Here is a 21,485-nt window from a genome sequence, read left to right on the forward strand (position 1 = left end):
TTAGAAAGGAGGTGATCCAGCCGCACCTTCCGATACGGCTACCTTGTTACGACTTCACCCCAATCATTGGCCCCACCTTCGGCGGCTGGCTCCATAAAGGTTACCTCACCGACTTCGGGTGTTGCCAACTCTCGTGGTGTGACGGGCGGTGTGTACAAGGCCCGGGAACGTATTCACCGCGGCATGCTGATCCGCGATTACTAGCGATTCCGGCTTCATGCAGGCGAGTTGCAGCCTGCAATCCGAACTGAGAATGGTTTTATGGGATTTGCTACACCTCGCGGCTTCGCTTCCCTTTGTTCCATCCATTGTAGCACGTGTGTAGCCCAGGTCATAAGGGGCATGATGATTTGACGTCATCCCCACCTTCCTCCGGTTTGTCACCGGCAGTCACCTTAGAGTGCCCAACTAAATGCTGGCAACTAAGATCAAGGGTTGCGCTCGTTGCGGGACTTAACCCAACATCTCACGACACGAGCTGACGACAACCATGCACCACCTGTCACTCTGTCCCCGAAGGGAACACGATATCTCTATCGCTGGCAGAGGATGTCAAGACCTGGTAAGGTTCTTCGCGTTGCTTCGAATTAAACCACATGCTCCACCGCTTGTGCGGGCCCCCGTCAATTCTTTTGAGTTTCAGCCTTGCGGCCGTACTCCCCAGGCGGAGTGCTTAATGCGTTAACTTCAGCACTAAGGGGCGGAAACCCCCTAACACCTAGCACTCATCGTTTACGGCGTGGACTACCAGGGTATCTAATCCTGTTCGCTCCCCACGCTTTCGCTCCTCAGCGTCAGTTACAGACCAGAGAGTCGCCTTCGCCACTGGTGTTCCTCCACATCTCTACGCATTTCACCGCTACACGTGGAATTCCACTCTCCTCTTCTGTACTCAAGTCCTCCAGTTTCCAATGACCCTCCACGGTTAAGCCGTGGGCTTTCACATCAGACTTAAAAGACCGCCTGCGAGCGCTTTACGCCCAATAATTCCGGACAACGCTTGCCCCCTACGTATTACCGCGGCTGCTGGCACGTAGTTAGCCGGGGCTTTCTGGTTAGGTACCGTCAAAGCACCGTCCTATTCGAACGATACGTGTTCTTCCCTAACAACAGAGTTTTACGATCCGAAAACCTTCATCACTCACGCGGCGTTGCTCCGTCAGACTTTCGTCCATTGCGGAAGATTCCCTACTGCTGCCTCCCGTAGGAGTCTGGGCCGTGTCTCAGTCCCAGTGTGGCCGATCACCCTCTCAGGTCGGCTACGCATCGTCGCCTTGGTAGGCCATTACCCCACCAACTAGCTAATGCGCCGCGGGCCCATCTGTAAGTGACAGCAAAAGCCGCCTTTCAACTTTCTACCATGTGATAAAAAGTATTATTCGGTATTAGCTCCGGTTTCCCGGGGTTATCCCAATCTTACAGGCAGGTTGCCCACGTGTTACTCACCCGTCCGCCGCTCGTTCCACAAGCTCACGCCCCGAAGGGCGATTGCTTGCTTCCCGCGCTCGACTTGCATGTATTAGGCACGCCGCCAGCGTTCGTCCTGAGCCAAGATCAAACTCTCCAAAAAAGTTTGAATAGAATCGACACCAATCAATTCTATCGTTGGTCTTAGCTTTGTTTCGTTGCTTGACATACTTGATTGTTTGTTCAGTTTTCAAGGAGCAAAATGGGCCTGAGTGGACTCGAACCACCGACCTCACGCTTATCAGGCGTGCGCTCTAACCAGCTGAGCTACAGGCCCAACATAAAAATTTTATTAAATGGAGCGGGTGAAGGGAATCGAACCCTCATCATCAGCTTGGAAGGCTGAGGTTTTACCACTAAACTACACCCGCATATTAAAATGTTAAATATTCCGATGGTCGGGAAGACAGGATTCGAACCTGCGACCCCATGGTCCCAAACCATGTGCTCTACCAAGCTGAGCTACTTCCCGAAATGGCGCGCCCGAGAGGAGTCGAACCCCTAACCTCTTGATCCGTAGTCAAACGCTCTATCCAATTGAGCTACGGGCGCTTTAAAGCGACATTTACTAATGTACCATGTTTCAAAGTTAAATGCAATAGTTTTTTTAATCTTAGTGCGGCCGAGAGGACTTGAACCTCCATGGTGTTGCCACCACTAGGCCCTCAACCTAGCGCGTCTGCCATTCCGCCACGACCGCATAACAAAAACAAAATGCCATGTAATACACAGCAGAAAGCATGTGAATGCGGGTGAAGGGAGTCGAACCCCCACGTCATAAGACACTAGATCCTAAATCTAGCGCGTCTGCCAGTTCCGCCACACCCGCAAAAAAGTAAATTCAGGATGAGCCATGAAGGATTCGAACCTTCGACCCTCTGATTAAAAGTCAGATGCTCTACCAACTGAGCTAATGGCTCGTCATAATATAATAAGCACATAAATGGCTGGGCTACCAGGATTCGAACCTGGGAATGACAGGATCAAAACCTGCTGCCTTACCGCTTGGCTATAGCCCAATAAATGGCGGTCCGGACGGGACTCGAACCCGCGACCTCCTGCGTGACAGGCAGGCATTCTAACCAACTGAACTACCGGACCAGTCCACAATCATATGTAATTATTGATGACCCGTACGGGATTCGAACCCGTGTTACCGCCGTGAAAGGGCGGTGTCTTAACCACTTGACCAACGGGCCATTAAATGGCGGAGAAGGAGGGATTTGAACCCTCGCGCCGCTCACACGACCTACACCCTTAGCAGGGGCGCCTCTTCAGCCACTTGAGTACTTCTCCATATGGCTCCACAGGTAGGATTCGAACCTACGACCGATCGGTTAACAGCCGATAGCTCTACCACTGAGCTACTGTGGAATAATCAAACAAATGAATCATAGCTTGTCCAGCATATGAAAATAATTGCGACGAAAAATATAATACAATAACTTCATAAAAATGTCAATTACTTATGTAAGATTTCACCCCCGTTTTTTTAGGGCTTATTAAATTTAACATGGAAGCTACTTTTCGTCAATGCATTTTCGCCAGATTTTTGTCGATCGTTCATTTTCTACCTATAACAAATTTTCACATAAAGCAGCTTTCCCTAATAACTATTGATCCTTTAACACCCCGCCGCATCGACCGCAACGATATTTATTAATATTAACCCTTCGTTGCCGTTTATAAACATGTGAGCAGCTTTTACAGATATAATGATGTTTATTTTCCCGCTTAGATGAAGGAAGCGGGGTGCAGTGTCTCGGTGATCCTGTTTCTTTTAATAGCATCTTAAAGGCCGAATCCCCATGTTTGTATCCCTTTCCTTCTATATGAAGATGGTAGTGACATAACTCATGTTTAATGATTCCTATAAACTCAGCCTCGTTCGTTTCCAGCACATATTTTGGATTCAGTTCTATAATCCTTTTAGACGGAATATATCTCCCACCTGTGGTTCGCAATCTAGAATTAAATCGAACTTGATCTTTAAACGATTTCCCAAAGTAATTTAGTGAAATCTTTTGTACAAGTGCATATAATTCTTTTTCGTTTAATAGATTCATACAAGGCATCCTCTTTTGCTTTTCCAGTTCCTTTATTTTAACATACTTTACGGCAAACCTGTATTCCCAAAAGTCTAAATACTCATTTGGCAGTCACAAATGATAGCCAGGCAAAGAATTGGGAATTTAAATTAACTTCCAGTAAACTAGTAAATATAGCCATTCACTCCCTTTTATTTAGCCTTAGTTTAAAATTATTATAAATAAATATTGATTTTTAATAGATTTATATTATAATTAATATAGATTGTTTAAATCAAAAAGGAGAGGTGTTTCACGAATGAGTAATGAAAAAAACAGATTAACAACCGCATCAGGAGCTCCAGTTGGCGATAATCAAAATTCAATTACAGCCGGTTCTAGGGGTCCAGTGTTAATTCAAGATGTACACCTTTTAGAAAAACTTGCACACTTTAACCGGGAACGGGTTCCAGAACGAGTTGTTCACGCGAAAGGTGCAGGAGCACACGGGTATTTTGAAGTAACTAATGATTTATCCAAATACACAAAGGCTGCCTTCTTAAGCGAAGTTGGTAAGCGCACCCCAATGTTTGCCCGTTTTTCAACGGTTGCAGGAGAACTGGGATCGGCTGACACTGTTCGGGATCCACGCGGGTTTGCATTGAAATTTTATACAGAAGAAGGAAACTATGATCTGGTTGGAAATAACACACCTATTTTCTTCATCCAGGATGCAATTAAGTTCCCTGATTTTATTCATACACAAAAACGTAATCCTAAAACAAACTTAAAGGATCCTAATATGGTATGGGATTTCTGGTCGCTATCACCGGAGTCACTGCACCAGGTTACTTATTTACATGGTGACCGCGGTATCCCTGCAACACTTCGTCATATGAATGGATATGGAAGCCATACATTCAAATGGGTAAATGATCAGGGTGAGCCATCGTGGGTTAAATATCATTTTATTGCTGAACAAGGTGTTAAAGCATTAGATGAAAGTGTAGCAACAGAAATAGCGGGAGAAAATCCAGATTATCATACAGAGGATTTATATAATGCAATTGATAGCGGAGACTTCCCTGCCTGGAAAGTATATGTTCAAATTATGCCTTATGAGGATGCGAAATCTTATAAATGGGATCCATTTGATGTTACTAAAACATGGTCTAAAAAAGATTATCCACGTATTGAGTTAGGTCGGATGGTTTTAGATCGTAACCCAGAAAATTACTTTGCCGAGGTAGAACAGGCAGCATTTTCACCTGGAAACTTTGTACCTGGCATTGAAGCATCACCTGATAAAATGCTGCAAGGACGCCTGTTTGGTTATTCTGATGCACATCGTTATCGTATTGGGGCGAATCATCAGCAATTACCGATTAACCGTCCATTAAATGGTACTAAGAATTATCAGCGCGATGGACAAATGCGCTTAGATGGTAACAGTGGTGGTTCTGTAAACTATGAACCAAACAGTCTGGAAGGTCCAAAAGAGGATGCTCCATCAAAGGTTAATCCATTTGAGGTTTATGGTGAGGCTGATAGCGTCGTTTATGAAAATGATGATCATTTCACACAAGCCGGTGACCTCTACCGACTAATGGGCCCTGACGAAAAGGACCGTCTTATTCAAGCAGTAGTTAACCATATGAAACCTGTTGAACGAGATGAAATTAAATTACGCCAAATTGAACATTTCTATAAAGCTGATCCGGAATACGGCGAACGCGTCGCACAGGGATTAGGCCTATCCGTACCCGAAAGTGTACGATAAAGAGTTTAATAAAAAGGATCGCAAATTTGCGATCCTTTTTTTATTTACAGATAAGAGGTTTGTTCGGCCTATTATGCTTATTTAACAAGCGGCCATGTTTATTTCAAGCTCCCTGACTTCGATTTCACCATTGCTAGCAATAAGCCAATTTTATCTAAACTCATCGCGGATTAAAACTGCCGCAAAGCAAGGCGCTCTGAAAGCTTTTATTTAACCATGGACAAGGCTATTCTTCCTTTATTGGCGTCAAAGTTTTCAACCCAAACTGTAACGACATCGCCAACTGAAGCTATATCCATTGGATGTTTAACAAATTTATTCGACATTTTTGATATGTGAACTAAACCGTCCTGCTTAACCCCAATATCTACAAAGACACCGAAGTCAACCACATTTCTGACTGTCCCCTGCATCTCCATGCCGGGTTGAAGATCCTCCATCTTTAACACATTCTGTTTTAATAATGGTCTTGGCAAATCATCACGCGGATCCCGTTCTGGACGAATCAGCGCTTGGATGATGTCCTGTAATGTTAATTCCCCGATTTCGAGCCTTTCCGCAACTTCACGTTTGTTTATACCAGAAAGCTTTTCCTGCAATTCCTTCGATCCGATGTCTGTTATACCGCTTCCTAACATATCCAGCAGTTTTTCTGTATGCGGATAGCTCTCAGGATGAATAGGCGTTCTGTCCAGTGGATGTTCTCCATCAAAAATACGTAAAAACCCGATACTTTGTTCATATGTTTTAGCACCCAGTCGTGGTATCTTCTTTAATTGCTTACGATTTAAAAATTTACCAACCTCATTACGTTGTTTCACAATATTATTCGCGACTGTTTTACTAAGTCCAGACACGTATTGCAGCAGACTTGGCGATGCAGTATTCACGTTAACACCAACCTGGTTCACCGCTGTTTCTACAACAAATGATAACGATTCATTTAATTCTTTTTGGCTGACATCGTGCTGATACTGGCCAACACCTATTGATTTCGGATCAATTTTTACAAGTTCCGCAAGCGGGTCCTGTACACGTCTGGCAATGGAGGCTGCACTTCTTTCTTCAACCTGCAAATCAGGAAATTCTTCCCGGGCTAATGCGGATGCAGAATAAACACTTGCCCCTGCTTCATTTACAATAATGTATGGAACATCCAGTTTATTGTTTTGAATCACATCGGCTATAAACTGTTCCGTTTCACGTGAAGCCGTTCCGTTACCAATTGCGATTAATTCCACATCAAATTTTTTCAAATATCCAAGTACAATTTTCTCAGATCCGGCGTAATCATTTTTAGGAGCTGTTGGATACATCACGCTGACCGTGTGGACCCTTCCTGTTTCATCAACAACAGCAAGCTTACATCCTGTCCGAAACGCCGGATCAACTCCTAATACTGTCTTCCCTTTTAGGGGCGGCTGTAATAACAGGTTTTTCAAGTTTTCGGAAAAGATTTTGATTGCTTGTTGTTCCGCTTTTTCTGTTAGTGAATTACGTATCTCCCGTGCGATAGATGGCTGAATTAACCTTTTATAACTATCGTCAACGACCTCCTGCAAAAATGCAACAACATCATTTTGACTTGCAGACTTAATTGTTTTCTTTCGTAAATATTCCAAAATACGCTCTGTTGGTGGTTCCACCGTAACCTTTAACACCTCATCTTTTTCCCCGCGGTTTAATGCAAGTATTCGGTGCGATACCAAAGAACGTACTGCCTCATCATAGTCATAGTACATCTCGTAAACACCTTTTTCATCTTTAGAACGATCCTTCACTGAGGATTCAATTAAACCTTTTTTAAAGGTTTCCTCGCGAATAAAATCACGGTGCTCGGGATCGTCAGATATCCATTCTGCAATTATATTATTGGCTCCAGCTAGGGCATCTTCAATCGTATGTATTTCGTTTTCTTCAGACAGATATTTTTCAGCTTCTGCCTCTAGAATAATTTTATCCTGCTCCCAGATTAACGCAGCAAGTGGCTCCAGCCCTTTTTCTTTAGCGATTGTTGCTTTTGTGCGGCGCTTTTGCTTGTATGGCCGGTATAAGTCCTCTACGCGCTGTAGTTGAGTAGCATTTGCTATTTCCTTTTCAAGTTCATCCGTTAATTTACCTTGCTCATCAATTAATCGAATTACTTCTTCTTTTCTGCTGGACAGGTTAACAGCGTACTGCCATTTATCTTGAACCGACTTTATTTGAACCTCATCAAGACCACCAGTCACTTCCTTACGATAACGTGCGATAAATGGCACAGTATTGCCCTCTTCCATCAATGCAATAACCGTGTTTACCACGTTAGTCTTCACAGTAGTTTCTTTCGCAACCCACTGAATAATTTCCTGATCAATTTCTACTGACATCCTTACAACCTCCCATAGTTACAAAACAATTTTACCAAAAAAGAATAAGAAAAGCGAAGGCGATTGGGTAGAAACAGACGCATAAGCAAGGGACCGTAGAACGCAGGGGTTTAAGCGTTCGAAGTGTCCATTGCTTATATCGGCAGTTTCTAGGAGCCGTAGCTGGACAATGAAAAGCGAAGGCGATTGGGTGCATACAAAAAGACCAGCATATTTATGCTGATCCTGCCTCTACCCTGTATATCGCATGGCAATTAATGTTGTGTCATCATCTTTTGCCTGGCCGTTTTTAAATTCATACGTTGCGATTGTCTCATTCACATTTTTATTCAAAAAGTATTTTTGTGCAAGCTCTGCATCTGATACTCCATCCGAGAACATAATAAAGTTCATGACAGAATCCACTTTACCATTTTCAATTTTGAACGGCCGGTGATATCCTGCGAGATAGCCACCATTCGGTATATTGCGTTTTTTCTTTCCGTCCTGCGATATTGTGATCACACCAATATTACCTATCGATGAAAAGGAATAGCGTTTGCTGGTAAAGTCAATTTTTAAAATACCAATCACAACGCCACGTTTTCCGGTAAGGTTTTCGTTGCACCTTTTAATAATCTGTTCAATTGATGCATGAATGTTATCTTTTATAATGTCAACGACTACCTGTGACGATTCCCTTGCAAATTCTCCACTTCCCAAACCATCTGCCAATGCACATACGAACTCATTCTCTGTCTCGGTATAAAAGTAGCTGTCACCACAATAATAATTTCCTTTTTTTGCTTTTTGGTAAACACCTACTTCTACCCTTTTTCCAGTTACACTCAATCAAAGACCTCCGAGCTTTCGGAATGAATGGCCTCACGTAATTTAAGAAGTGCCCTCCGTTGTAATCTTGACACATGCATTTGGGAAATTCCAAGCAGTTCACCGGTTTCTTTTTGACTTAAGTTATCAAAGTAAGTGCAGCGTAATATTTCCTGTTCTCTTTCAGTCAGGATCGGCAAAATCTTCTCGAGTAACAGTTTCTGGTCTACATTCTCATAACCATTCTCATCATTACCCACTAAGTCAAGAATTGCTACCGTACTCCCATCAGAATCTGCTTCAACTTTTCGGTCGACGGACAGGGCTTTATAGCTTTTTCCCATTTCCATCGTCTCTAAAATATCTTCCTCGGATACGTCAAGATGTGCAGCAATTTCACGTACTGTAGGTGACTTTTGATCTGAAATGGTTAATTCATCAATAGCTTTTTTAATTTTTGGCCCAAGCTCCTTAATTCGTCTTGGAACGTGAACACTCCATGTTTTATCTCGAATAAATCGTTTGATTTCCCCGATTATCGTTGGTATTGCAAATGATTCAAATGATTTACCATAGCTAGCATCAAACCTTCTAATAGCTGCCAATAATCCAATCATTCCAACCTGTGCAAGATCCTCATGTATACTGCTGTTTTTCGAATACTTACGTGCAATAGATTCTACAAGATCTTTATAGGTCAGAACAACCTTTTCTTTGACCTCATCATCATCAGGATTCTGTTGTAAATGCTCAATCCATTGGTAAACCTCATCTCTATTGTGTGGACGAGATTTGGTCGCCATCATAATCCACCTCTGTTTCCTGAAGATACTTAGTCATTAGAACAATAACACCGAAATTATTATTTATTTCTACCTTGTCCATTAACGCATTAATTAAAAAGAGTCCGAACCCTCCTTCACGCAGGGTTTCTACAGATTCCGTATGGTTATATGGCCCAATGCCTCCCTTTATTTCCTTCAAATCAAAGCTGCCTCCATGATCGGCCACCATCACCTCCAAACGGTCTTCGTAAACACCAAAACCAACTGTAACTTCACCATCATCATCTGTTTCATAAGCATGGGTAACCGCATTGGTTATAGCCTCGGAGATAGATACCTTTAAGTCTTCGATATCCTCATAGGTAAAGCCCATACGATTGGCAATACCAGAAATACTCAGGCGAACAACACCAACATATTCAGCTTTAGCGGGAACTTTCATCTCAATAAAGTCAAACTTTTCCATTATTTCTGTCCACCTCTAATTCCACTATTAATATCCATGATTTCATCTAATCCAGTGATTTTAAATAAACGCAAAACACGCTCCTGTAAATTTACTAGAACTAAATGACTGTCAAATTCCTTTGTTGACTTTAACGCACTGATAAAAACACCAAGACCAGTACTGTCCATGTAACCCACTTCATCCAAATTAACCTCAACCGTGTTCCCGCTAACCTTTGTTAAAGGCAACAATGCTTCCTTTAATTTCGGCGCAGTATATGCATCAATTTCACCAGAGACATTAAGTTTAGATTTACTGTTTTCCTCTACGACATCAATCTCTAAGTTCATTTCCATCCTCCTATAATGAAAGCACCCCTGAACAGTTTCTTATTACATGGGTGCTAATTTACACTATCAATATGATTTTATTACCCTGTTAGATAAATTTATAAACTCACTTTTTTAGAATAATCAGGGTGAAATCATCACGAAGGTGGAAACCCTGAAGCCGTTCAAAGTATTTGTATACAAGTTCTACCATTTCCTGTGCTGGTAAATGGACATGCTGTCTGATTACATCCAGGACTTCTTCACTTTCGATAAAACGGTCGCCCTGCCGGCATTCTGTGACCCCGTCAGTCAACAAAATAATCATATCGCCATCTTGCATCGTACGTTCATATTGTTTATATTTCACTTCTTTTGATACACCTAATACAAGACCCTTTGCTTCAATTTCTTTAAACGTATCTGTTTCGGCACAATAAAAGAACCCAGGCTCGTGACCTGCAGTAGAATATAAAAACTTACAATCCTTAGGTTTATATTGCGCATAAAACATGGTAATAAACATACTCGGGTCAACATTACGTTCAACAACACGATTTAAATTACCAAGAATAGTCCGCGGACTCATTGTTTCTTCTGGAAAGCTATCCATGGAGTATTTAATCATCGACATACAAAGGGCAGCAGGAATTCCTTTTCCGATAACATCAGCAACTGCAATCCCAAGTGACCCATCCTCACCTTTAATGAAGTGGTAATAATCACCATTCAACTGATGAGCCGGGACACTAATAACACCAATATCCAAGCCATTTATTTCGGGTTTTGAAGTTGCAAGTAATGTTTCCTGCATTCCCGCTGCAACAGATATTTCAGATTTCAATTCGATTTGTTGTTCGCGCAGATTCTGAAATTCCTGATGCGCGAGACCGTACGATATCATTAATTCCATTAGAAAATCCATGGAACGCTGAAAGTCCTCAAATAAGTCGGGGTATATATCCGCCAATGCCTGATTGTGCAAACTTACAATTTCTTCTGGCAAAATGTTGTTTTTAATAAATGATTTACTGATTTGTTCCGCACCATATAATGATTGTTCATCTTGTGTCTCAATGTAGTGCCTTAATAAATCTTTATAGTTTGCAGCGTCTAACTTCATTGTATCCACACTGTACCCCCTCTTCTACTGCTTGCTTAGCGTGTCCATTTCACGGCATATATTTCTGTGCCTTTTCCTATTTCAGATTTTATATCGAATTCATCCATTAACCTTCTTACCCCTGGGAGTCCCGCTCCAAGTCCACCTGACGTGGTATAGCCATCTTCCATTACCTGACTGATATCTTCTATCCCCGGTCCAGCATCAACAGCCACCATACGAATTCCTTTTTGATTCACGGTTTCAATTACTTCAAAACAGATTTTTCCTTCGCTAGCATACAAATATATATTTCGGGCCAATTCGGATATAGCGGTGGCAATACGAGCCTGGTCTACTGTTCCGAAGCCAGTTTTCTTGGCGATATCCCGGCCAACTTGTCTGGCTCCAACAATATCCCACTCCTTTTTAATATTTACACAGGATTGAAGGTTCATTCCTATACCCCCAATTCCTTATGGAGTTTAATTAACCCCTGTTCAATATCTAAGGCTGTAGGTACATCCTTCATGTGAATTCCAAGATCAATTAATGTCACTGCCACGGCTGGCTGAATACCGGTTAAAACTACTCTCGCCCCCATTAGATCCGACATCGTAACAACATCGCCTAACACTTTCGCAATGAACGAATCAATGATTTCAACAGAAGTTAAATCAATAACTATACCGGTTGCACCACTTTTATGAATTTTATTTAATAAATCCTCCTGGAACTGGATAGCTGTATTATCATCAAGCTCCGTTTGAATGGAGATTAACAAATAGTTATGTAGTTTCAGAATAGGTATACGCATAAGCGATCACTCCCCAGTTAATGAATTTAAAATCGTTTCTATTTCTGCATCTTTCGTATTTATATCCTCTATTTTGCGATCAGTCATTTCCAATGCTTTTTTGAAACCTTTTTTGAGAGAGCTTTTCGTTGGAAATTTACCAAGGTCAATGCCTAGATTGACAATCGTTTGAGCAATCTCTGGCCTAATCCCCACAAGAATACATGTTGATCCTATTAACCGAACCGCTTCCGCTGCCTGAATGATATGGTGCGCGACCATTGTATCGACAACAGGTACACCGGTAATGTCAATTAGAACGACATCTGCATTATGCTTAATAACCCCTTCAAGTAAATTTTCCATAATCAATTTCGCACGTTCCGTGTCAATGGTTCCTATTAAAGGCATAACCGTAATATTATCCATCACTGGTATAAGTGGTGCAGACAGCTCCTGTAGTGCAACACGCTGCAGCGATACGATATGCTCCCAGCTTCCTGAATATTCGTTGACTAGCTGACGAATGATTGGCTCCACCCACATATCAACACTTTGTAAGACCCTTGAAATATAATCGGAATCGACCTGTTCAGATTGACTAAGGATATACTCAACCGTTACCCGTCTAAAAACCTGCAGACCGTCGGTAATATAACTTAGCGGCCATCCGAGATTGATCAGCTTCTCTGAAAAGTTTTCCAATGTATTTGTCGATCCCTGTCCCTGAATACTTGCGAATATAACATTTACAAATTCCCTGTTTGTACTTTCAAATAATTCATCTGAGATTGTTGCAGTATAGTTGCCCTCTTTTAATGAGTCAACTTCCTTAAGCCACATATGGACAATTGTATCGCTGTTTTTTAATGCGATTTCTTTAAACTTTTTATCCACTGGTATGCCCCCTTGTTGGTTAATTTGCTATTATATTTTTATTCCATTATGTAATCCTTAGTTGCACTATTTTACATGATTCATCAAAAACTGCAGGAAACACAAAATTCTTCACTGAATACACCCATTGTACCATAAGATAGTTGATGTTTATAAAAATTAAAAAACCCCCTGCTAATATACGTTAACAAGGGTTTTCAAAAACATAATCTACATATCCTTAAGTCCAAGACTTATTTCCAATGCCTGATCTATTTTTTTCATCATTTCACTATCCAGTTTTGTAATTTTATCTGTTAATCTTTGTTTATCTAACGTACGAATTTGCTCGAGTAATATAACAGAATTACGGTCAAAACCATAGCGCTTCGCATTAATCTCAACATGTGTTGGTAGCTTTGCCTTCTGGATTTGAGCAGTAATTGCTGCAACAATTACAGTAGGGCTAAACCTATTACCGATATCGTTTTGTAAAATTAATACTGGACGTATACCTCCCTGTTCTGATCCTACCACAGGGGATAAGTCAGCGAAATATACTTCTCCTCGTTGAACGATCAAATTATTACACCCCGATCACAGAACGCTCAAGGGTGTTTTCAGCCTCCTCTTCAGCTTGAAAAGCCTCCGACGCAATTGTTAGATTAATTCGAGCCATTTCCTCATAGCCTTTTTGCATGGATTCCCGAAATTGTTGAATATGGTCATATTTCTTCTGTTCTAAATAATTCCTTGTTGCTTGACAGATAAAATCGCTAAGATCTCTATTATCATACTTCATTAGTCCATCCACCTCATTTAATAGGTTTTTTGGTAATCGTACTAAAATCTCCTGTAAGCTCTCTGACAAAACCATACACCTCCGCCAACTGTTGAACGATCAATATCAAATTTACTACAATAATATCATTCTACAGACGGCAATGCAAAGGATTTCAGAGATATTTGTCTAAAAAATGTATGAATCCTGTTTAAAAATTAAACGGCTGTGGTATATATACTTATTTACACATCATGAATTTATGACATGTTTATCCGTTGTTTTTTACATAGATTCTTGGAACCCTTTCACTAATCATACAGGGAATTTCATAGTTAATGGTCTCCAGGAAATTTGCTATTTCATCCATTTCAATTTCATCGCCATTGTTCTTTCCAATTAGTGTAACCTTAGTTCCAACAGGATATTCCTTATCAAGGCGAATCATTGTCTGGTCCATGCATACCCTTCCAACGATAGGCATCCTTTTTCCCTCAATGAGAACTTCCATTCCCTGCAATTTCCGTGGCCAGCCATCCGCATAACCTATTGGTATTGTGCCAATCCATTCCGCATGATCTGTTATATAGGTTGCGCCATAACTAATCGACTCATGGCGAGCAACATTTTTCACATGTACCAGCCTGCTATGCATCGAAAAAGCGGGTTTCAAATTAATTAGCTGTTTGTTCCGCACATCTTGAGATGGATATAATCCATACATCGCTATGCCGAATCGTATAAAATCATGCATTTTTTCCGGAAAACGAATAGAGGCAGCACTATTCCCAATGTGAATATCGACAGGCTCACCCCATATTCTGTTAAACACGCTCAGAAGGTGATAAAAACGTTTCTTTTGTTCAATAAAATAAGTCAAGTCATCTTCGTCAGCAGTAGCAAAATGGGTGTAAATCCCTGTTAAATTAATATGATCAGCTGTTTGGAGCGCTTCGACCAATGACTTAAGTTCATTTTCTGTGCGAATCCCCAATCGTCCCATACCGGTATCCCACTTCATATGAAGCTTCAATTCTTTTGAATTTAAATGTGCTTCTACCTCTCGAAGCCATTCTGCTTGAAAAAATGTAAGCGTAATATCATGTTCGCTAGCAATCCGTGCATCCCGAGGCGCAACCCAGCCAAAGACCAAGATTGGTGCTTTGATTCCAGCATGACGCAACTCCAGTGCTTCTTCAAGGAGCGCCACAGCAAGAGCATTAGCACCTGCTTGCAGGGCGGCTTCAGCTACTTTAACTGCACCATGGCCATATCCATCTGCCTTCACAACGGCAAATATAGAACTGTCTGATGGCAGCTTTTGTTTCATTTGTGCAATATTGTAAGCAACGGCATCCAGGTTAACCTCCACCCAGGTTGGCCGGTAAAATACGTCAGACACAAGCACCATATCTCCTTTGACTTCTAAATTCATATATCCTTCTATTATTATTTCGCTTTTACCCGATAACTGTCAATCAAATATGGTTTGTCCATGGTGAAAATATGGCTTTTTTTGCTAATAGCAACTAAGTCATTCGCCCAAAGGCTTGGCGAACGCCAAGTTTTCTAATACTTTACACCGATAAGGATTTCTTTCTTAAAGTGCAAAAGTAAAAAGCAGACCCCCCTTTCTCTTGTGAGTCTGCTTGCACCATTATTTTATTTCTTTTCCCTGCACTGATTTTGCAACATTAATCAATTCTTCTTTTGTTAAATCATCGCTTGCTAAATAAAAATTCATGCCATTATTATGCCATTCAATGGAGTTTTCCGAAACTGCACCAATTGCGAATCCCAAGTTAACAATTTCACCTGAAACCGGTTTTGGCGAAGTCATGGCCTGCTCAACATTGACTTTTTCCTCAACTAACGTGAAGTTTTTCTCCCCTTTAAATGTCATGATGACACGTTTTCCATTTTCAAGCTCCGTTTCTTCCTGTTTATATAGTTCAGAACCCGCTGTTTCTAATGGGAACATTAATGTGAACGTAGACGATGCTGGATCAGCAGATACTGGCACTTCCCCTGACGCACTGCTTGTCATGTTCTTCTCCATTTCAAAGTCGTCCTTTTTAAATTTCGGATCCGTTTTGAAGCTAGTGAATTTCACTTCCACTACAGGATTTTTGTCCTTATCCATTACCTTCACCAATACAGGTGCATAGGTCTTTTTATCAAAGTGAATTTCTTGATAAGGAAGATTATTATTACTTTGATAGTTTGTTTTTGTTTGGAATACATAGGCTGAATCTGTTGTGCTGAAAGTTGCTTCACTATCCTTTTTAATATCATTTACCAGTGATTGATATAAATATGGCTGGCTTCCATTATCCGGCCATTTTGATTGAAATTTAAAGCTTTTGTTCAAGGATGGCGTTAGTACAAATACACCTTTTTCATTCTTTAAAATTACTTGACTTCCTTTTTCATCCTGATCATTTGTCAGTTTAACACGGTATAAATCATCTTTCTTGTGCCAGATATCGATGTTGAACATTTGACTTTCCTGACCGGTATCCATCTTCATTTGCGCTGTTGCTTTATAACCATCCATATCTGTCAGTTTTTCATCTAATTTCTCAAGAACTCCTTCTTGTGATTCTTCTCCACAAGCAGAGAGTATTAATAAAGCCAAACCTAAGGCAAGTGCTAACCAAATGCTATTTTTTTTCATGGACATATCTCCCTTGTCTCGATTCCAAGGACAAAAGGAATGTAGTCACCGCGTGCTCATGTACGAAAAACAAGTGGAAAACCTTTGATAACATCTGTAGCTAATAAGTCATAATAGGAATGCCCTTCACTTACACTCAAATCAGCTGCTTTACCATGAAGGTAGCAGGCATTGCATAATCCCTCTTCAATGGTTCCTTTCTGCATTACCATTGACAGAATTACACCTGAAAGAACGTCACCACTCCCACCTTTGGCAAGGCCAGGATTCCCTGTTTGATTAACGGTTTGCTTTCCATCTGGTGTTGTTATAATGGTATACTTCCCCTTTAGAATAACGTAAACACCATATTCTTTGCTTAGCCTTTTCGCGTAATCAAACGGTGCATGTACAATTTCTTCTATTGGGCAATCCATTAACATAGCCATTTCACCGGGGTGGGGGGTAAGAATTGTTGGTGCAGATCGATTTCCAAGCAAACTCAAATTCTTTTTTATATGAAAAAGTCCATCTGCATCAATAATTATTGGGCAATCGGCACTTTTTACAACCCCAGCGACAATCCCACCTGCCTGTTTTCCACGTCCGAGTCCCATTCCAATTGCAATAGCGTGATACGGCTCTAACTGGGATGACGATATGGGTCCATTTTCAGGAATTGGTAGAAATGTCGCTTCTAAACAAGCTGGAGCAATCGAACCGATTATTCCTTCTTGTGTACCAATCGTGACTAGCCCCGCTCCGGCCCGCAACGCAGCCTTCGCTGTCATCGCAATGGATCCGGGCATTTCCTTACTACCACCAACAACTAATCCTTTTCCATGCTCCCCTTTGTGTGAGAATGCTTCGCGCTTTGGTAGACTCTGTTTAAAATTATCTTCTTCCCACGTACTCTTCGCAGTTACATTTGAAAAAGCCTGCGATGGAATGCCAATCGAAGTCGTTTCCCATGTTCCATAATAAGGGGCGGTATGCTGCACAAAAACACTTTCCTTTGGTGCTTCGATAATAAATGTGCGATCAGCCTGGATGGCATAGAAGTCAGTTATCCCTTCGTCACTGGGCAACCCTGTGGGGATATCGATTGCAATTACCTTTTTACCCGATTGATTAACCAGTGACACGACCTTTTTCAAAGGTTCTCTCAGCATTCCTTTCATGCCAATTCCTAGCATAGCATCAACCACAACATTTACATGATGTAAGTGTATTTCCAGCTCATCAGCAGACTGTGCAACATGTACGGCGCCACCACAATTCTTATAAATTTCTTTGTGGTAACGTGCATCCCCTTTTATTTTTTCATCCGGAACAATTTGTATGGCAAGAACGTTATACCCATCGTTCAGCAATGTTCTAGAAATTACATAGCCATCGCCCCCATTGTTTCCTGATCCGATCAGGATACCAACTTGATCATGCTTAGAAAGGATCGATTTCATTTTCTCGCATACAGCCCTACCAGCATTCTCCATCAATAGTTTTCCGTCATACCCTACTCTATCCATGGTATGACTGTCTACATCGTACATTTCCTTCGCGGTGACAATAAACATTACCATTTCCTCCTACCCGCACTAAAATATATGAGACAAACTTTCCGAATATGCAAGAAAAGCGTAAGCGCCTTGGTCAGGGGTGACTCGCATAAGCAATAGACGCTATTCTTCTATAATTACTTGAGCAACAGCATAGTCCTTGCTATGAGTAATAGAGATAAAGATGGAATATGGTTCATAGCCTCGTGCCGTTATACGTGGTGCTCCTAGTTCGTTCGTTTTTATTTCTATGTCCTTGAAACTCAACTTTCCAATACCTTGTCCAGTAGCTTTTGCAAAAGCCTCCTTCGCAGTAAATCTTCCAGCTAGAAATTCCGTGCGGCGTGATGCACTGCTTAATTTTTCATACATTATTTGCTCAGTTGTTGTTAAAATCCTGCTTACTAATTGATTACTTTTCGCCAAACTGTTTCTAATTCGTTCCAATTCTATAATATCAATTCCAATCCCTTTAATCATTTGATAAACGATCCTTTCTCTTACTAAACTGCAATAAATTGTTCATTTGATTGTTTTTAATGGTCATACTGTGAATGAAGCGTTATTATACTAATAATACCCGAAAATCCAATTAATCAAAAATTCATTCCGGCGGGGGATTCCAATGTTTATACGATCAGAAAGAAGTATTAAAGAATTTATTCGGTCTTATCCCATTGTGTCAACGATTGTTATCATTCATCTAGTCTTGCTGGTCATTGTTAGAATACTTTCGTTACCAATCGGGGAGCAACTCTATCAGTGGGGGGCCGGGAGCAACATTCTCATACATGAGGGAGAATACTGGCGGCTCTTAACCTCTATCTTCTTCCATGCGGGATTGAGTCATGCTCTTTTCAATTCCTTTGCACTTGTTCTATTTGGTCCAGCCCTTGAACAAATGCTTGGAAAATTCACCTTTATTTGTACGTACCTATTGGCCGGATTAGCAGGTAATCTTGGTACATATGTTATCGAACCAACAGCATTTTACACATATATCGGCGCATCTGGTGCCATTTATGGTTTATTTGGCATTTACATTTTCATGGTTGTTTTTCGTAAACACCTGATTGACAGTCAAAGCGCACGTATCGTGGTAACTATTCTCGTTATTGGACTGATTTTGACTTTCATACGCCCCGGCATTAATGTATATGCACATGTATTTGGTTTCCTTGGCGGACTTGCTCTTGGTCCATTGGTACTTGCAAATGCCAAGCCGTTTAACACTTGGAAAAGCCAAGGCGCAAGCCACACCGGTTCTGTGCAATTCAACCCAAGCCGGTGGGAACGAAAACAAAAGAACAAGCAAATTTTTAAAATCATTCTGTGGACTGTACTTGGCATATTAGTTGTTCTTGGCATCTTCGGCAGGTTCTTTTAGATTGAAACACCGGTTAGTACCAAAAAGAATGACGAGTTCAGCCTTGGCAGTTGAACTCGGGCGAGGGAGTGCGGAACTTGGGTGAGTACAAGGCCAACTCGGGCCACGGTGCTTCAAATCCGGTAGAGAAATAACTGTCTCCCGAGTTGAGGGTGCCGTGGCCCAAGTTTAGCTTGTTTTCTTCCGACTTGGCTTGATTCTCGCCTGTATTGTTTTTGTCAGCCTGTTTTTCGGTCATCTAACTACTTTACCCAGCATCGAACCATTCGTGGATAAAAAAGTTAATAATCGCGAAAGGAGTACCAATCGGCGATTTCCATGGCATCATCCACTGACAGATCTTTTATTTTATAATGCGTACCAGCGCCAAATGATGAAACAATTGATGCCTTCAGCGTTGCTACTGATGCCCGTTTTTGCAGCCAGTATTGTTTACTTTCAAAGGACTGAATGCGTTTATGAAAAAGGATTATTGTTTTACGGTTAATTACCCTGGATCGTAATGTAAGCCGTTCACCATCAATCCGAAACCCGGCGTCCTTATAACGTAACAAGCCAATATACATACACAGAAGTAATACGATGATTGGCGCCCATATAAACTGTGGAAAGAGAAACAGCATAGCGATAGCTACTAACATCAACAGCATAGATGACCGTACTAAATAAAAGGTTTTTGCCTGTGCGGGGAGCCCCTTAAGTTTGTTTCTTTCAGATACATATTCTGGTAAGAGTTTAGTAAGAAAGTCATCGACTTCTGTCCGTTTCATAATAGGGAAAAGAATGGTTGAAAAATCCTCCCCTTTTTGAATTGATCCACCCGCTACTTCTGCATATACTGTGACATATCCAAACGGTTGACGAATAATACTTTCATTAATTCCTACTGCCTGTATCCTTCTTAGTGGGATGGTAGTCTGTTTCTTCTCAAGCAGCCCTCGTGTTATAAGGAGTTCATCCGGATGCTTGGTAATAGTAAAGTTACCGTACTTTATCATTGTCCCCGCGATTCCCAGTAACCAAAGCAAAAGAAGCAATGCCAGAACAAGTATTGTTATGATTATAATACTGAAACCGATAATGGTATTGAAGGTATTTTCGTAATATGAGTCAGGAATAAATTGATCCAAGTCAGAGAATACAACAGAAAAAATAATAAAGATAATCCCAATACTGCCGGATGTTGTTCCCGCAACAAATAAACGTCTTTTTGTGATTGTTTCGGATGGAAAGTCCTGTTCCATTTGTTCGGCATCCGCACTCTCTATTGTGGCTGCTTTTTTAGCTGTCTTTAATTCTTCTCTAAGCGCCTCGCCAGTTTTAAGCTTTACTGCTTTAAGTGATGCCTCGGAGCCCATGCCGCTTCCCGCTGTTTCAATATTAACTTTCACAAGCTTGAACAAGCGATGAACAACATTTTGCGTCAGGTCAATCGACTGGATGCGGTTTTTTGAGATATAGCGTTTTCTACGGATGATGATTCCGTGCTCAATCCGTAATTCCTCATCCTCAACACGATATGTATACCGGTACCAAGACAGGATGCCGAAACTTAGCGCTATTATGACCAGTGCACTGCCACCAATAATAAAGTAAGCCATTCCCTCTTCTTTAAAGGCAAAAAAACCTACCCCTATAGTAAAAATTAATTCTTTAAACATTTTTACTATGGTAAAAAGTATTGCCGCCGGATGGAGCCGCCGCTTCTCAGACATCATCTTCATCCACCCTCGCTAATGCAGAAATCCGGTCACGGAGACTAGAAGCATCCTCCTCTAGTAATGCTGGTATTTCATGTGTTGTTGCAGCCGTAGAAATTGTCACACTGGCAAGCTGATACTTCTTGAGTATTGGCCCCTGCTTCGTATCAACATGTTGCACCCGAATCATTGGCACAAGTGTACGTGAAATAATTAAAATACCATGTTGAATATAAATTTCCTGTTCAAATATTTCATAGCGCCAACGCTTCCATCTAACCTTAGGCAGCAAATTAACAAACACATAATGCAGAATACCACATAGCAAGATGCTAATTGCCACGTACCAAAGCGGAAAGTCAAAAATAATTGATAATACAAGTCCAGCAGCAGTGGACAGCCATAAAATCAGCATGTATAAAATTGCAGTTATTTTCCATGTCTTGATCGCATCGTCAGCAATTGTATGTATTGGTGGTTGCCGCATGATTTTCCTCCTTTTCTTTCCAAGTTCTATAATCTATACGAATCACCATAGAAAAAAGTGTCACGTCTGGGGGCAACCCGTAATTTTAAAGATTAAAAAAAGCTCCTTTTGCGCTAAGGAGCTTTT

At 41.2% G+C, this 21,485-nt stretch carries 20 protein-coding genes, 12 tRNA genes and 1 rRNA gene; 2 read left to right on the forward strand and 31 right to left on the reverse strand.

All coding sequences use genetic code 11. The features are described 5' to 3' along the window. Positions 1 to 4 precede the first annotated feature (4 nt). From CFK37_RS03060 to CFK37_RS03125, 14 genes are all read right to left on the reverse strand, one after another. A 16S ribosomal RNA gene (locus tag CFK37_RS03060) occupies positions 5 to 1,570 on the reverse strand. Between the two features lie 100 nt (positions 1,571 to 1,670). Continuing rightward, positions 1,671 to 1,744 (reverse strand) — tRNA-Ile (locus CFK37_RS03065). Between the two features lie 20 nt (positions 1,745 to 1,764). Beyond that, positions 1,765 to 1,838, reverse strand: a tRNA-Gly gene (locus CFK37_RS03070). A gap of 24 nt (positions 1,839 to 1,862) precedes the next feature. Then, positions 1,863 to 1,939: transfer RNA gene (locus tag CFK37_RS03075), tRNA-Pro, on the reverse strand. Between the two features lie 3 nt (positions 1,940 to 1,942). Next, positions 1,943 to 2,019, reverse strand: a tRNA-Arg gene (locus CFK37_RS03080). Positions 2,020 to 2,084: 65 nt separating this feature from the next. Continuing rightward, positions 2,085 to 2,167: transfer RNA gene (locus CFK37_RS03085), tRNA-Leu, on the reverse strand. A gap of 47 nt (positions 2,168 to 2,214) precedes the next feature. Continuing rightward, positions 2,215 to 2,296: transfer RNA gene (locus CFK37_RS03090), tRNA-Leu, on the reverse strand. Between the two features lie 18 nt (positions 2,297 to 2,314). Then, positions 2,315 to 2,387: transfer RNA gene (locus CFK37_RS03095), tRNA-Lys, on the reverse strand. Between the two features lie 24 nt (positions 2,388 to 2,411). Continuing rightward, positions 2,412 to 2,486, reverse strand: a tRNA-Gln gene (locus CFK37_RS03100). Between the two features lie 5 nt (positions 2,487 to 2,491). Beyond that, positions 2,492 to 2,568: transfer RNA gene (locus CFK37_RS03105), tRNA-Asp, on the reverse strand. 26 nt (positions 2,569 to 2,594) lie between these two features. Then, positions 2,595 to 2,666 (reverse strand) — tRNA-Glu (locus tag CFK37_RS03110). A gap of 6 nt (positions 2,667 to 2,672) precedes the next feature. Next, positions 2,673 to 2,763: transfer RNA gene (locus CFK37_RS03115), tRNA-Ser, on the reverse strand. Positions 2,764 to 2,766: 3 nt separating this feature from the next. Further along, a tRNA-Asn gene (locus tag CFK37_RS03120) sits at positions 2,767 to 2,841 on the reverse strand. A 239-nt stretch (positions 2,842 to 3,080) separates the two neighbouring features. Continuing rightward, on the reverse strand, positions 3,081 to 3,533 hold the full coding sequence (locus tag CFK37_RS03125; RefSeq protein ID WP_089060520.1) for a SprT family protein: 453 nt from the start codon (positions 3,531 to 3,533) through the stop codon (positions 3,081 to 3,083). Positions 3,534 to 3,813: 280 nt separating this feature from the next. On the opposite strand from CFK37_RS03125, the gene CFK37_RS03130 reads away from it, so the two are divergent. After that, positions 3,814 to 5,274: a catalase gene (locus tag CFK37_RS03130; RefSeq protein WP_089060521.1), complete on the forward strand. Its 1,461-nt coding sequence runs from the start codon at positions 3,814 to 3,816 to the stop codon at positions 5,272 to 5,274. Positions 5,275 to 5,480: 206 nt separating this feature from the next. On the opposite strand, the gene CFK37_RS03135 is transcribed toward CFK37_RS03130, so the two are convergent. From CFK37_RS03135 to acpS, 15 genes are all read right to left on the reverse strand, one after another. After that, complete coding sequence (locus CFK37_RS03135) at positions 5,481 to 7,643, reverse strand: Tex family protein (RefSeq protein ID WP_089060522.1); 2,163 nt, start codon at positions 7,641 to 7,643, stop codon at positions 5,481 to 5,483. Positions 7,644 to 7,874: 231 nt separating this feature from the next. Next, on the reverse strand, positions 7,875 to 8,474 hold the full coding sequence (locus CFK37_RS03140) for a SpoIIE family protein phosphatase (RefSeq protein ID WP_089060523.1): 600 nt from the start codon (positions 8,472 to 8,474) through the stop codon (positions 7,875 to 7,877). Continuing rightward, positions 8,471 to 9,256, reverse strand: a complete 786-nt coding sequence (gene sigB, locus CFK37_RS03145) for an RNA polymerase sigma factor SigB (protein ID WP_089060524.1) — start codon at positions 9,254 to 9,256, stop codon at positions 8,471 to 8,473. The genes CFK37_RS03140 and sigB overlap by 4 nt, the downstream gene beginning before the upstream one ends. Continuing rightward, positions 9,228 to 9,704: an anti-sigma B factor RsbW gene (rsbW, locus tag CFK37_RS03150; RefSeq protein ID WP_089060525.1), complete on the reverse strand. Its 477-nt coding sequence runs from the start codon at positions 9,702 to 9,704 to the stop codon at positions 9,228 to 9,230. The genes sigB and rsbW overlap by 29 nt, the downstream gene beginning before the upstream one ends. Continuing rightward, positions 9,704 to 10,036, reverse strand: a complete 333-nt coding sequence (locus CFK37_RS03155; RefSeq protein WP_089060526.1) for an STAS domain-containing protein — start codon at positions 10,034 to 10,036, stop codon at positions 9,704 to 9,706. Before CFK37_RS03155 ends, rsbW begins: the two co-directional genes overlap by 1 nt. 106 nt (positions 10,037 to 10,142) lie before the next feature. Then, positions 10,143 to 11,147: a PP2C family protein-serine/threonine phosphatase gene (locus CFK37_RS03160; protein WP_245837298.1), complete on the reverse strand. Its 1,005-nt coding sequence runs from the start codon at positions 11,145 to 11,147 to the stop codon at positions 10,143 to 10,145. Between the two features lie 26 nt (positions 11,148 to 11,173). Further along, the gene (locus CFK37_RS03165) at positions 11,174 to 11,575 is read right to left on the reverse strand and encodes an anti-sigma regulatory factor (protein ID WP_089060527.1); all 402 of its coding nucleotides are present in this window, start codon (positions 11,573 to 11,575) and stop codon (positions 11,174 to 11,176) included. Between the two features lie 2 nt (positions 11,576 to 11,577). Then, positions 11,578 to 11,934, reverse strand: coding sequence for an STAS domain-containing protein (locus CFK37_RS03170; protein WP_089060528.1), 357 nt, complete (start codon positions 11,932 to 11,934; stop codon positions 11,578 to 11,580). 6 nt (positions 11,935 to 11,940) lie between these two features. Then, positions 11,941 to 12,810 (reverse strand): RsbT co-antagonist protein RsbRA, encoded by an 870-nt coding sequence (locus tag CFK37_RS03175; protein ID WP_089060529.1) that lies wholly within the window; start codon positions 12,808 to 12,810, stop codon positions 11,941 to 11,943. Between the two features lie 210 nt (positions 12,811 to 13,020). Then, positions 13,021 to 13,371, reverse strand: a complete 351-nt coding sequence (locus tag CFK37_RS03180; protein ID WP_089060530.1) for a type II toxin-antitoxin system PemK/MazF family toxin — start codon at positions 13,369 to 13,371, stop codon at positions 13,021 to 13,023. A 4-nt stretch (positions 13,372 to 13,375) separates the two neighbouring features. After that, positions 13,376 to 13,660, reverse strand: coding sequence for a CopG family ribbon-helix-helix protein (locus CFK37_RS03185; RefSeq protein ID WP_089060531.1), 285 nt, complete (start codon positions 13,658 to 13,660; stop codon positions 13,376 to 13,378). A 181-nt stretch (positions 13,661 to 13,841) separates the two neighbouring features. After that, positions 13,842 to 15,005 carry an alanine racemase gene (gene alr, locus CFK37_RS03190; RefSeq protein WP_245837299.1) on the reverse strand — a complete coding sequence of 388 codons (1,164 nt, stop codon included), beginning with the start codon at positions 15,003 to 15,005 and terminating at the stop codon, positions 13,842 to 13,844. Between the two features lie 222 nt (positions 15,006 to 15,227). After that, positions 15,228 to 16,247 (reverse strand): LolA family protein, encoded by a 1,020-nt coding sequence (locus tag CFK37_RS03195; protein WP_089060532.1) that lies wholly within the window; start codon positions 16,245 to 16,247, stop codon positions 15,228 to 15,230. Between the two features lie 56 nt (positions 16,248 to 16,303). Then, complete coding sequence (locus CFK37_RS03200) at positions 16,304 to 17,803, reverse strand: NAD(P)H-hydrate dehydratase (RefSeq protein ID WP_089060533.1); 1,500 nt, start codon at positions 17,801 to 17,803, stop codon at positions 16,304 to 16,306. 105 nt (positions 17,804 to 17,908) lie between these two features. Beyond that, positions 17,909 to 18,265: a holo-ACP synthase gene (acpS, locus tag CFK37_RS03205; RefSeq protein WP_089060534.1), complete on the reverse strand. Its 357-nt coding sequence runs from the start codon at positions 18,263 to 18,265 to the stop codon at positions 17,909 to 17,911. 145 nt (positions 18,266 to 18,410) lie between these two features. Between acpS and CFK37_RS03210 the strand changes: the two genes are divergently transcribed. Beyond that, positions 18,411 to 19,172: a rhomboid family intramembrane serine protease gene (locus CFK37_RS03210; protein WP_089060535.1), complete on the forward strand. Its 762-nt coding sequence runs from the start codon at positions 18,411 to 18,413 to the stop codon at positions 19,170 to 19,172. A gap of 281 nt (positions 19,173 to 19,453) precedes the next feature. Here CFK37_RS03210 and CFK37_RS03215 read toward each other — a convergent pair whose 3' ends face one another. Further along, entirely contained in the window at positions 19,454 to 20,890 is a 1,437-nt protein-coding gene (locus CFK37_RS03215) for a PH domain-containing protein (RefSeq protein WP_245837300.1), read from the reverse strand. Beyond that, positions 20,880 to 21,359, reverse strand: a complete 480-nt coding sequence (locus CFK37_RS03220) for a PH domain-containing protein (RefSeq protein ID WP_089060536.1) — start codon at positions 21,357 to 21,359, stop codon at positions 20,880 to 20,882. Before CFK37_RS03220 ends, CFK37_RS03215 begins: the two co-directional genes overlap by 11 nt. Positions 21,360 to 21,485 lie beyond the last annotated feature (126 nt).

Origin of the sequence: Virgibacillus phasianinus, from assembly GCF_002216775.1 — a bacterium.
GTDB lineage: Bacteria > Bacillota > Bacilli > Bacillales > Amphibacillaceae > Virgibacillus_F > Virgibacillus_F phasianinus.